At 63.6% G+C, this 12,500-nt stretch carries 8 protein-coding genes, 2 rRNA genes and 1 pseudogene (1 of these 11 running past the window's edge); 8 read left to right on the top strand and 3 right to left on the bottom strand.

The window, feature by feature from the left end; all coding sequences use genetic code 11:
- From OZ10_RS01160 to mutM, 3 genes are all read left to right on the top strand, one after another.
- Positions 1-1,442, top strand: a 23S ribosomal RNA gene (locus OZ10_RS01160); it begins 1,439 nt to the left of the window's first position.
- 127 nt (positions 1,443-1,569) lie between these two features.
- Positions 1,570-1,684: ribosomal RNA gene (rrf, locus tag OZ10_RS01155) — 5S ribosomal RNA — on the top strand.
- A gap of 456 nt (positions 1,685-2,140) precedes the next feature.
- Positions 2,141-2,956, top strand: a complete 816-nt coding sequence (gene mutM / locus OZ10_RS01150; RefSeq protein WP_039563719.1) for a bifunctional DNA-formamidopyrimidine glycosylase/DNA-(apurinic or apyrimidinic site) lyase — start codon at positions 2,141-2,143, stop codon at positions 2,954-2,956.
- Between the two features lie 46 nt (positions 2,957-3,002).
- Here mutM and OZ10_RS23100 read toward each other — a convergent pair.
- Positions 3,003-3,098, bottom strand: a pseudogene (locus OZ10_RS23100) (LysR family transcriptional regulator); the annotation flags it as partial.
- Between the two features lie 140 nt (positions 3,099-3,238).
- On the opposite strand from OZ10_RS23100, the gene OZ10_RS01145 reads away from it, so the two are divergent.
- A complete protein-coding gene (locus tag OZ10_RS01145) occupies positions 3,239-4,342 on the top strand; it encodes a DUF4380 domain-containing protein (protein WP_039563718.1) in 1,104 nt (367 codons plus the stop codon).
- 68 nt (positions 4,343-4,410) lie between these two features.
- Positions 4,411-6,012, top strand: coding sequence for an OpgD/OpgG family glucan biosynthesis protein (locus OZ10_RS01140; protein ID WP_039563742.1), 1,602 nt, complete (start codon positions 4,411-4,413; stop codon positions 6,010-6,012).
- A 382-nt stretch (positions 6,013-6,394) separates the two neighbouring features.
- Here OZ10_RS01140 and OZ10_RS01135 read toward each other — a convergent pair whose 3' ends face one another.
- Positions 6,395-7,627: a GAF domain-containing sensor histidine kinase gene (locus OZ10_RS01135; RefSeq protein ID WP_039563716.1), complete on the bottom strand. Its 1,233-nt coding sequence runs from the start codon at positions 7,625-7,627 to the stop codon at positions 6,395-6,397.
- Between the two features lie 430 nt (positions 7,628-8,057).
- Positions 8,058-8,693 (bottom strand): thymidine kinase, encoded by a 636-nt coding sequence (locus OZ10_RS01130; RefSeq protein WP_039413572.1) that lies wholly within the window; start codon positions 8,691-8,693, stop codon positions 8,058-8,060.
- 213 nt (positions 8,694-8,906) lie between these two features.
- Between OZ10_RS01130 and rep the strand changes: the two genes are divergently transcribed.
- The 3 genes from rep to OZ10_RS01115 all read left to right on the top strand — a co-directional run.
- The gene (gene rep / locus OZ10_RS01125) at positions 8,907-10,883 is read left to right on the top strand and encodes a DNA helicase Rep (RefSeq protein WP_039413575.1); all 1,977 of its coding nucleotides are present in this window, start codon (positions 8,907-8,909) and stop codon (positions 10,881-10,883) included.
- 87 nt (positions 10,884-10,970) lie between these two features.
- Complete coding sequence (locus OZ10_RS01120) at positions 10,971-11,561, top strand: GNAT family N-acetyltransferase (RefSeq protein ID WP_039413578.1); 591 nt, start codon at positions 10,971-10,973, stop codon at positions 11,559-11,561.
- 151 nt (positions 11,562-11,712) lie between these two features.
- On the top strand, positions 11,713-12,500 hold a 788-nt coding region (locus OZ10_RS01115; RefSeq protein ID WP_039563741.1), incomplete at its 3' end, for a DUF4272 domain-containing protein.

Here is a 12,500-nt window from a genome sequence, read left to right as displayed (position 1 = left end):
GTTGTCCCGGGGAAAGGCGGTAGGTTTGAATCTTTGGCAAATCCGGGATTCTTTAAGACCGAGCACCGAGACGAGCCTTTATGGCGAAGTCACTGATACCACGCTTCCAGGAAAAGCTCCTAAGCTTCAGCTCACGAAGACCGTACCGTAAACCGACACAGGTGGGTAGGATGAGAATTCTCAGGCGCTTGAGAGAACTCGGGTGAAGGAACTAGGCAACATGGCACCGTAACTTCGGGAGAAGGTGCACCCTTTTTGGTGGCTCATGCGAGCTATAGCTGAAGAGGGTCGCAGAAACCAGGCCGCTGCGACTGTTTATCAAAAACACAGCACTCTGCAAACACGAAAGTGGACGTATAGGGTGTGACGCCTGCCCGGTGCTGGAAGGTTAATTGATGGGGTCAGCCGCAAGGCGAAGCTCTTGATCGAAGCCCCAGTAAACGGCGGCCGTAACTATAACGGTCCTAAGGTAGCGAAATTCCTTGTCGGGTAAGTTCCGACCTGCACGAATGGCGTAACGACAGCGGCGCTGTCTCCACCCGAGACTCAGTGAAATTGAAATCGCTGTGAAGATGCAGCGTTCCCGTGGCAAGACGGAAAGACCCCGTGAACCTTTACTATAGCTTTACACTGAACGTTGAGTTCGTCTGTGTAGGATAGGTGGGAGGCTATGAAACTGTGGCGCTAGCTGCAGTGGAGCCATCCTTGAAATACCACCCTGTCGTGCTTGACGTTCTAACCTAGGTCCGTTATCCGGATCAGGGACCGTGTATGGTGGGTAGTTTGACTGGGGCGGTCTCCTCCTAAAGAGTAACGGAGGAGCACGAAGGTACGCTCAGCGCGGTCGGACATCGCGCACTGTGTGCAAAGGCATAAGCGTGCTTGACTGCAAGATCGACGGATCAAGCAGGTACGAAAGTAGGTCTTAGTGATCCGGTGGTTCTGTATGGAAGGGCCATCGCTCAACGGATAAAAGGTACTCCGGGGATAACAGGCTGATACCGCCCAAGAGTTCATATCGACGGCGGTGTTTGGCACCTCGATGTCGGCTCATCACATCCTGGGGCTGTAGTCGGTCCCAAGGGTATGGCTGTTCGCCATTTAAAGTGGTACGCGAGCTGGGTTCAGAACGTCGTGAGACAGTTCGGTCCCTATCTGCCATGGGCGTTGGAAGTTTGAGAGGGGCTGCTCCTAGTACGAGAGGACCGGAGTGGACGAACCTCTGGTGTTCCGGTTGTCACGCCAGTGGCATTGCCGGGTAGCTATGTTCGGAAGCGATAACCGCTGAAAGCATCTAAGCGGGAAGCGCGCCTCAAGATGAGACTTCCCGGGGCACAAGCCCCCTAAAGGAACCATGTAGACTACGTGGTTGATAGGTCAGGTGTGTAAGTACAGCAATGTATTGAGCTAACTGATACTAATGATCCGTGCGGCTTGACCATATAACCTCAAGTTGCCTTGGTCCCAACGAACGTTGGTAGATCATCAAATGCAAGCTACGTCACAAGTTAACTATGCGAGACTGGGCGCCTTAATCCGTTTCTTGGATGGCGACGCTCCAACCGTCTCCCTGGTGAAATTAGCGCTGTGGAACCACCCGATCCCATCCCGAACTCGGAAGTGAAACGCAGCTGCGCCGATGGTAGTGTGGCTCAAGCCATGCGAGAGTAGGTCATCGCCAGGGGCTTTACCCGAAACCCTCAGTCCAACAGGACTGAGGGTTTCTTTTTTGCCCGGGGGGTAGGCACAACCTCCGTTTGTAGCGCACTGCGGCAGCTGCGACATGTGAGCCAGCAAGTCGACGCCGCCCGCAGCGTCCAACGGACGCCTGATTGCCTGCGCATCTTCTCCTCCGCGCATACGGCACGCTGCCTCTTCGGCCAGGCCACCCCTCAGACAGCGGCAATGGCAGCACGCTGATACGCATCTACGATGCTTCGTCCGGTGCGCGACTTCCGCTAAGAAACAGCAACAGCCGCCTCCACGGGCACCAAAGCGGCTGATGTTGAAAGGCGCCGCTAAGCGACGTCGGGCATCGCGCCTGGATCAATGCAGCGCTTGTTTGCACTTGATTGCTTTTCGGCAGTCAGACCTCCATATCGGTGTCTGCCGGTGCCTGACCGATTGATCTGGAAACCTCATGCCTGAGCTGCCCGAAGTCGAAACGACCATGCGTGGGCTTGCGCCACACCTGGTTGGGCAACGCATCCATGGCGTGATCCTGCGCCGTCCGGATTTGCGGTGGCCGATTGCCGAGCAGATCGAGCGCCTGTTGCCTGGAGCCACCATCACGCAGGTACGGAGACGTGCGAAATATCTGCTGGTGGATACCGATGCAGGTGGCAGCGCGTTGCTGCATCTTGGCATGTCGGGGAGCCTGCGTGTGTTGCCGGGCGACACCCTGCCGCGCGCGCACGATCATGTGGATATCAGCCTGCAGAATGGGCGCGTCCTGCGTTTCAACGACCCGCGTCGGTTTGGTTGTCTGTTGTGGCAAACCGATGCACAAACGCATGAATTGCTTGCCGCACTCGGTCCCGAGCCATTATCGGAGGCATTTACTGCCGATTATCTTTATGCGCTCTCGCGAGGTCGCCGCGCGGCGGTCAAGACATTCTTGATGGATCAGGCGGTGGTGGTTGGCGTCGGGAATATTTATGCCGCCGAGAGCCTGCATCGTGCAGGCATCAGCCCATTGCGTGAAGCCGGAAAGGTCTCGCTTGACCGGTATCGCGGCCTGGTTGCCGCCGTAAAGGATATTCTCGACTACGCGATCAGGCGCGGCGGGACCACGCTACGGGACTTTATCAGCCCCGATGGCGCACCCGGCTATTTCGAGCAGGAATTGACGGTGTACGGGCGCGAAGGTGAGCCCTGCAAGCAGTGCGGGCGTGCATTGAAACATGCCACTGTCGGGCAACGCGCGACCGTGTGGTGTGGGAGCTGTCAGCGATAAGCAAGGCGCGGGTATTGCGGGCGACTGAAGCGAGCCCGTCACCGCGAATCGTGCGAGAAAGTCTGGAGTTTTTCAGCGCGCCGGTATCCAACCCGCGCACCTTGTCGCGGAAGTTCGCTTCCAGCCCGTCCAGGCTTTCTACAGCGGCGGCGCCATGTCATGAGGACTCAACGGCTGGTCACAGACCATTGCGTCACCGCTCCACAGCGGCGAACGCCGTGCCGCTAGTTTCCAGCGCGACACCGCGCCACAATCCCTGTGTCCTGCATCTGGAAGTGCTGCATGCCCGCCTCACCGTCTCTGCGCCTATCGCAGGTTGTTGTCACTGCGTTGGCCGTGCTGTGCGTCAGTGGCACACATGCCGATGAGCCCGCAAAAGAACAGGCAGTTGCCACGCAGCGCATCCAGCTGAGCAACGATGTAGTGCAGCTGAGTGCAACGCCGTCCTTTGGCGGACGCATCCTGTCGTTTCAGCTGCGCGGGCAGCCCAGTGTGTTGAAGATCGGTCGCGCCGTGGACCGCTCACCCGTGGCTGAGGTGTCGGCGCGGTCGGGTGATGTTCCGTATCTGGGTCATGACGTTTGGGTGGGGCCGCAGAGCCAGTGGTGGCTGCACCAGCAGGTCAATCCCGAGCGCAAGGCCGCGGCCGCGATATGGCCGCCTGATCCATATCTGTCATTGGCCACCACGCGTGTGGCCGCGCGTGATGCGGGCCAGCTGACGTTGGAAGGCGTGCCCAGTCCGGTAACGGGGGTGCAGCTGACCAAGCGCATCGCGCTGTCCTGCACGCGTGCGGACACGGTCGAGGTGCATGCTGCTGCACGCAATATCCGCAAGCACGCGGTTGCCTGGGATCTATGGTTCAACACGCGCGTTGCAGCAAGCACCCGTGTGTTCGTGCCGGTGGCAGCGGCTACCGATATCCGCGTGCAGCCGCCGAGTGAGGCCGGTACGGTACCGCCGGCCTACCAGCACCGTGCCGGCCTTCTTGTTCTGCGCGCGGACGCGCGCGAAGACGGGCTGATCCAGCGTGGCAAGCTGTTGCTGCAGCCATCGGCAGGCTGGATGGCGGGATTTGCCGGTGCGCAGGTGCTGGTCATTCGCTTTGCGCATGAGCCACTGGCGGCCATCCATCCTGAGCAGGGACAGGTGGAGTTGTATCTGGATGCTCCAGCGCGGCATGTGGCAGATGGCCTGCTGGAAATGGAAGTGCATGCGCCTTACCGCCAGCTGGCGCCGGGTGCGCAAATGCAGGCCATGGAGCAGTGGAGCTTGCTGCAGTACACCGGGCCGGACGAGGAGCAGGCACAGCGGCAGTTTCTGTGCAGCAAGGCGAAGGAGCTGGCGCTGGAGCACGCCTGCGTAGCGGAAGCCGCAGCGCGTTGAGTCCGGTATGCGCGTCCACGTCAGGCTGTGGCTATGATGTCGCCCATTCCCTGATCAGATCGATGCGCATGCAACGACGCCATTTCCTGAAGAATGCTGCCGCCGCTCTGGCTGCGCTCGGTTTACCGGCAGTGCCGCAGTGGGCATTGGCTGCCAAGGCCGTGGGGTTGCGTCGGTTGGGTCAGGCGCAGCCGTTCGACTATGCGTGGCTCAAGGGGCAGGCGCGTGCGCTGGCCGCCGCGCCGTACAAGAGTCACAAGCAGATCCTGCCAGGCCCGCTGGAGGCATTGAACTGGGATCAGTATCAGTCGATCCGCTACCGTCAGGACCATGCGCTATGGGCCGACGGCAACGGCAAGTTCCAGGCGAAGTTCTTCCATCTGGGACTGTACTTCCACACCCCGGTGCACATCTACGACATCGTCGATGGCAAGGCGCAGCAATTGGCCTATGACCCGGCTGCGTTCGATTACGGCAGCAGCGGGCTGGGCGGCAAGCAATTGCCCAAGGATCTGGGCTTTGCCGGCTTCCGGCTCAATACCCGCAAGGACACCGACCGCGATTTTTCGGCGTTTCTGGGGGCGAGCTATTTCCGCGCGGTGGGCAAGGAAGGCCAGTACGGGCAGTCGGCCCGTGGTTTGGCTATCGACACCGGTACCGGTGGCCCGGAGGAGTTTCCGGACTTCATTGCCTACTACCTCGAGCAGCCCGCCGACGATTCGAACACCGTGGTGGTCTACGGCCTGCTGGACTCGCCCAGCGTCGCCGGCGCCTACCGCTTTGCCATCACCAATGGCGAGGTGCTGGTGATGGACATCGACAGTGCGCTGTACCCGCGCAAGGCGATCGAGCGGCTGGGGATCGGGCCGTGCACCAGCATGTACCAGGTTGGCGAAAACGATAACCGCATGGACTGGGACTGGCGCCCGGAAATCCACGATACCGATGGCCTGGCGATGTGGACCGGTGGCGGCGAATGGATCTGGCGCCCGTTGTGCAACCCGCCGCAGCTGCGCTTCAACATGTTTGTCGACGAGAACCCGCGCGGGTTCGGGCTGCTGCAGCGCGACCGCAACTTCGACCATTACCAGGACGACGGGGTGTTTTACGAGAAGCGCCCGTGTCTGTGGGTGGAACCCAAGAGCGGTTGGGGCAAGGGCTCGGTGCAACTGGTCGAGATCCCGACCGTGGATGAGACCTTCGACAATATCGTGGCGTTCTGGAACCCGCAGGCCAAGCCGCAGCCGGGGCAGGAACTGTTGATGGGCTACCGCCTGTATTGGGGCGCGCAGCCGCCGGCCAGTTCGCCGTTGGCGCACTGCGTGGCGACGCGTACCGGTCTGGGCGGCATTGTCGGGCAGAAGCGCAGTCATTTCTCCTGGCGGTTTGCGGTGGACTTCGCCGGTGGCGAGTTGCCTGGCCTGGTCAAGGACGCCAAGACCAAGGTCGAGGCGGTGATCCAGGTGTCGCGCGGCACTACCGAGATCGTGTCGGCGCGGCCGCTGCATGAGCTCAAGGGCTATCGGGCGATGTTCGATCTGGTGCCGCCGGACGAAGGTACCCAGCAGATCGATATCCGCCTGTATCTGCGCGCCAACGGCAAGCCGCTCACCGAAACCTGGCTTTACCAATGGACGCCGCCGCCGGCGAGCGAGCGCAAGCTCTACTGAGGGTAGGCGACGCGCCGTGCATGCCGGCGCTGCCAGGGCCGGCATGCACGGCATGCCTGGATGGCGGGGTGCCGCTGCCGGCATGTCGTCTTTGATCCCCGGGCTGCAGGCCCGCACCTGTACGGAAGCGGTCAGCCGCGCCATGACCATGACAGCTCGCCCGAACAGGTATGCACCCGTTGCCGGCGCAGCCATCGGCGACATACCTGCGCCGACGTGCGTGGCATGGATGGCATGCATCGCGTGCATGCGGCACCGGCCACGCGCCGACCGCTGCTGGGCGCGGCTGGCGATTGGCAGATGAGCGAGCTAGGTTGCTCGGCACGCGGGTTGGATCACGCTGCGAGCAAGCGCAATGTCGGCCGGCAAGCTCAGGCCGACGTCATTCCTTGACCAGCTGCATGCGTGCGCGTGGGCGGGCGCAGGACAGCTCCACGCGGAAGCAGGTGCCGCTCTTGCCGCTGGTGATGCGCAGCTCGCCCTGATGCGCCTGTGCAATCTGCGCGGCCATATGCAGGCCCAGGTCCACTTCCGGCGCTGGCCGGCCGGCGCTGTGCACATGGGTGGAGGCATGCAGGACATCCAGCCGGCGCGGGTCGATGCCATCGAGGTTGCAGACCTCGATGCGGAGCCGGCCCTGCTCGGTGACGGCGACCGCCTTGATCAGCGAACTCTGCTGACCTTGCACCACCGCGTTGATCATCATGCTGCCGAACATCTGCGCCAGGCGCACCGCATCGCCATGCACCGGCTCGTCGATCGCCACATGCGTGGACAGCACCTGGTTGGGATACGCGGCGCGGGTTTCGTCCACGACCTGCGATAGTGCGTCGAGCAGGTCGCTGCCGTTGCCGTAGTCCAGCTGCAGCCAGTCGCGTTCGATGCCGCGGGCAAAATCACAGGCGAAATCGATCAGTTCTTCCATGCGCTGCAGGCTGCGCTGCATCGAGCGGATGGCCCCGCCCTGGCGCTGGCTGAGCTGGTCGATGGACAGCATGTCCACCACCGCGTGCATGGATTGCAGCGGGTTGCGCAGGTCGTGGCCGAGAATGCCGATGAACTCTTCGCGCAATCGTGCCGAGGCGCCGGCGCGGCCCAGTTCGCTGCGTGCGCGGCGCGATTCCTGCGCGCTTTCTTCGGCGCGCTGTTCGGCCTGGATCTGCGCGGCCAGCAGTTGCGCGAGCAATTCGACCTTCTCGACCAGTTGCTGGTCCATCGCGCGTGGCAGCGGATCCAGTGCACACAAGGTGCCGAACACGCTGCCATCGTCGAAGCGGATCGGCACCGAGACATAGCTTTCAAAGCCATACAGGCGCGGCGACGGGTGGTCGCGGTAGACCGGGTCGTCCGAGGCATGCCCGAACCACACGGCATTGCCCTTGACCCGCACGCTGTCGCAGAAGGTGGTCGCCAGCGGTAGCTCGTCGCCGGGCAGCAGGCCGAAGGACAGGTCGTCGCGTACCTGGCAGGTGATCCAGCGCGCTTCGGTCACCCGCGCCACGGCAGCAAACCCCATGCCGGTGAGTCGCGTCAGGATGCTCAGGACATCGGGAACCGACGATAGCCGGCCCACCCGCGCGATATCGGCGCGTAACTCGGCAGGAAGCGAATCCATGGGTGCCTCCCGACAGTAGATGGAGCGCAGTCTACAGGACTGCGGATGGGCCTGGTTGTACGCAACGGTGCGGCGTCACGCGCCCAACAATACGCCTGTCGGCGGGCGTGGACGATGCCGCAACGGGCCCATGCCCGAACAGGTCTAGCGGTGCAGAGGGAACCTATAGGTCGACCAGGACGGATGGTGTTGACCGGGCACACATCCACCGGTGGAAACTTGGCGACTAACCTGTGTGCCGCCAGTGGCGACGCTGAATCAGAGGGCCGTTTGGGACGTCGCACAATGCCACAGCTGCTCGCAAGCGGCTGTGCCGCGCTGGTTGCGTGGGCGGCACAGTGAGGGCGTTGCACGCGCTGGAATCGATCGCTGTTGCCACTCCGGCGTCGATCCTTCCAAGGAGGGCCGAAGCGTCGAGGTCAGCCCTCGCCTACGTCTGCGTAGACGGCAGCGGCAGGGCGATCTGCAGCGGGTCGATGCGGCCTTCGCCGCGCATGATCTTCTTGAACTCGGCGCGGCTGACCGACACATAGCGTTCGTTGCCGCCGATCTCCACCTGCGGGCCATCCTGCACGGCATGCCCTTGCGCATCCACGCGCACGGTCATGGTGGCCTTGCTGCCGCTATGGCAGATGGTCTTGATCTCTTCCAACTCATCGGCCCAGGCCAGCAGGAACTGGCTGCCTTCGAACAGCTCGCCGCGAAAGTCGGTGCGCAGGCCGTAGCACAGCACCGGGATGCGCAGGCGGTCGACCACTTCGCTCAGCTGCCAGACCTGTGCCCGGCTGAGGAATTGCGCTTCGTCCACCAGCACGCAGTGCAACGCGCCGTCGTTGTGGATGTCGCGTTCGACCAGCTGTTGCAACTCCGTGTCGCGCTCGAAGATACGCCCATCCGCGCGCAGGCCGATCCGCGAGGCGACCACGCCGCTGCCGGCGCGGTGGTCGAGCTTGGGGGTGAGGATCAGCGTGCGCATGCCGCGCTCGCGGTAGTTGTGCGCCGACTGCAGCAAGGTGGTGGTCTTGCCGGCATTCATCGCCGAATAGTAGAAGTAGAGCTTGGCCATCGGTCGATTTTACCGGGCCGGGCGGCTGATTGCGGGGCGCGTGCTGCCACATGGCCATTGCCGGAGCCTGAGCACTGCCCAGCTTCAACGCCGCGCTGCGCGGCCTGCATCGCTGGCGCAGCGCGAACACGCGCCTGCCTGGCCAGATGAACCCGTCGCGCCGGCCAGCGGCAGGCCGCCCCGGTACAATGGCGCGCTCTGTCGGAAGCTCCTATGCACGGTCTCAATCCCCCGCAAAGCGCTGCAGTGCTGCACTGCGAAGGTCCCTTGTTGGTGCTGGCCGGTGCCGGCAGCGGCAAGACGCGCGTGATCGTGGAGAAGATTGCCCACCTGATCGCCACCGGCCGCTATCCGGCCAAGCGTATCGCGGCGATCACCTTCACCAACAAGTCGGCCAAGGAAATGCGCGAGCGTGTGGCCAAGCGCATCCGCGGCGATGGCGCCGATGGGCTGACCATCTGTACCTTCCATGCGCTGGGGCTGAAGTTCCTGCAGATCGAGCATGCGGCGGCCGGGTTGAAGCGCGGCTTTTCGATCTTCGATTCGGACGATGCCGCCGCCCAGATCAAGGACCTGATGCATGGCGCCAAGCCCGATGCGATCGAAGATGCCAAGAACCTGATCTCGCGCGCCAAGAATGCCGGCCTGTCGCCGGAACAGGCGATGGCGGCGGCACGCAGCAACCGCGAGAAAGAAGCCGCTAGCTTGTATGAGCGCTACCAGGCGCGGCTGACTACTTTCAATGCGGTGGATTTCGATGACCTGATCCGCCTGCCGGTGCAGATCCTGGAAGCCAATGAAGAAATCGTGCTGGGCTGGCGCGAGCGCATCGGCTACCTGCTGGTGGACGAGTGCCAGGACACCAACGATGCGCAGTACCGGCTGCTCAAGATGCTGGCCGGGCCGCGCGGCAACTTCACCTGCGTGGGCGACGACGACCAGAGCATCTACGCCTGGCGCGGCGCCAACCCGGAAAACCTGCAGCAGATGGCGCGCGATTATCCGGCGCTGGAAATCATCAAGCTGGAGCAGAACTACCGTTGTTCCAACCGCGTGCTGCGCGCGGCCAATGCGTTGATCGCGCATAACCCGCACGAGCACTTGAAGACATTGTGGAGCGACCAGGCCGACGGCGAGCGCATCCGCGTGTGGGAGTGCCGCGACAGCGAGCACGAAGCGGAAAAGGTCGCGGCCGAGATTTCGTTCCTGGGCACGGCCAAGCAGGTGCCGTGGAGCGATTTCTGCATCCTGTTCCGTGGCAATTTCCAATCGCGGCCGCTGGAAAAAGCCTTGCAGCTGCTGCGCGTGCCGTACCACCTGACGGGTGGGACCGCATTTCTGGAGCGACAGGAGGTCAAGGACCTGCTGTCGTGGCTGCGCCTGATCGTCAACCCCGACGATGACGCGGCGTTTTTGCGTGCGGTGCAATCGCCCAAGCGCGAAGTGGGTGCCACCTCGCTGGCGCGCCTGGCGGAACTGGCCAGCGGCAAGTCGGTGCCGATGTCGCGCGCGGCCGAGTCGATGGGCGCGTTGCAGCATCTGCCGCCGCGTGCGGCCAACGGCCTGAGTGCGTTCACCGACATCCTGCGTGAGATGCGCGAGCAGTCGACCAGGCTGCCAGCGGGGGAACTGGTGCGCATGCTGGCCGACAAGTCTGGCCTGCTCAACGATCTGCGCAACCAGTCCAAGGACGAAACCGGCTTCCAGCGCCGCAAGCGCAATCTGGACGAACTGGCCGAGTGGTTCGAAGGTGGTCCGCGCGGTGCGAGTGCCAGCGACCTGGCCGCGCAGCTGGCGTTGTTGTCGCGCAACGACAAGGACGATGGCGGCAACCAGGTACGCATGATGACCATGCATGCGTCCAAGGGGCTGGAATTCCGCTACGTGTTCATCGTCGGCTGCGAGGACGGTGTGCTGCCGCACGAAGTAAGCCTGGAAGAAGGCAATCTGCAGGAAGAACGCCGCTTGTTGTATGTGGGTATCACCCGCGCCAAGGAACAGTTGTGGATGAGCCATAGCAAGCTGACACGCAAGTTCGGCGAGCATGTGCGGCTCAAGCCGAGCCGGTTCTTCGACGAGATTCCGGCCGAGGAATTGCAGCGCGACGGTGCCGACCCGGTGGCCGATGCCGAGCGCAAGAAGGAGCGCGCCAGCGCGGGGTTGGCCGCGATCCAGGCCTTGTTCGACTGACGCGTGGTGCGCGGTTGCACCGCAACCCGCAGCACGCATTGCATCGCTTGCCAGTGCCGCGGCGGCACGGCAGTCTGGTTTCCCCCGATGCCGGAGTGCGCCGTGACCGTCGTGATCGAAACCCCGCGTCTGCGCTTGCGTCTGCTCGACCCCGAGCGCGATGCCGATGCGATGTTGGCGCTGGTCAACGACCCCGGATTTATCGCCGGCATCAACGACCGAGGTATCCGCACCCGCGAGCAGGCGCGAGCACATCTGTGCGAATGGGCGCAGGCGCACCACGCGCGGTATGGGTTCGCGCACTGGGCAATGGAAACGCGTGAGGATGCCGCGTTTATCGGCACGTTGGGCTTGTTGTGCCGCGAGACCTTGCCGGTGCCGCATCTCGGTTTTGCGTTGTTGCCTGCGTATCGCGGCAAGGGCTATGTGGACGAAGCCGGGCGCGCGGTGCTCGCCCATGCGCGCGATGTGCTGGGGTTGTCGCAGCTGTGCGCGATCGTGTCGCCGGGCAATGCCGATTCGATTCGCGCACTGGAAAAACTCGGATTGCAGCGGCAAGGCCTGCGCGTGTTGAGCCAGGAGGACCATCCGGTGCTGTATTACACGATCGCGCTCGCTCCGGCCGACATGGACAGCCGGGCAGGCCTGCGGCACCCTGGCGGCGACTCTCACCGCTGAACGCGGCCGACACAACGCAGCACAAACCGTCGTCAGCGCAGCGGGGACGGCGCGCAGGCGCTTCGGTGGACGAGCGGCGCAGCGACGCCGCACCGCACCTGCCTGGCGATGAGCGCCGTCGTTGTGTCCGTCGCCCAACAAGGACACTCGCATGCCATTGCTGGTCAACGCCTATTCCACGCTGCGCGAGCCGTTGTGGCCGGATTTCCTGCCGCGCGCCGCCGTGCAGCACCGCGACCACGCCGATCCGGAATTGGCCACGCATCTGCACGGGTTCGTCGGCTACGTGAGTCAGGCCGGCGACGGCCAGATGACCCAGCCGCGCTATCACCTGATGCGGCATGTGCAGCGGGTGCGCCAGCACTTCACCTTCGAGGTCGACGATGCGGCGTTCGGTGCGCTGGCGCAGTGGACCGAGCAAGCCAATGCGGTGTGTTTCCTGGCCGACGGCAGCGTGCGCGACCCGTACGGGCGGGTGCTGATCAGCCAGGGCGAGCCGGCGATCGACGAGCAGGCGCAGGTGCCGTATCCACCGGATGCCTTGCAGCGGCGCGCGCAGCAACTAACGCAGCTGGCCACGCAAGGCATTCGCGTGCCACCCAGCCTGCCACCGGTGCCTGGCGAGGCAGAAGCGCGGGTGCGCGATGCCGCGGTGGTGACGCAGCGCATGCTGGCGTTGTTTGCGGTGGCCTTGCGCGCGGAGATGCTGGCCGCCGGCGATACGCCACCTGCGTTGGACGATATGGACACCCGCCTGCCCGGCGTGGGGGCGGCGCTGTCGCCGCAGGAGCGCGCCTTTTTTGCCCAAGCCGCACCGGAGCCGCAGCAGCTCGCCAACTTTGGCTGGCGCTACGAGAGCCTGGCCGTGTTGCAGTGGGCCCTGGGGCTGGCCGACGCGCTGCCGGAGCCAACCGATCTGTGCGATGTCCCCCTGGCCGC

This window comes from Xanthomonas cannabis pv. cannabis, assembly GCF_000802365.1.
GTDB lineage: Bacteria > Pseudomonadota > Gammaproteobacteria > Xanthomonadales > Xanthomonadaceae > Xanthomonas > Xanthomonas cannabis.
Note: the sequence above shows the minus strand (reverse complement) of the source record. Positions and strands in the feature narration are given on the sequence as shown.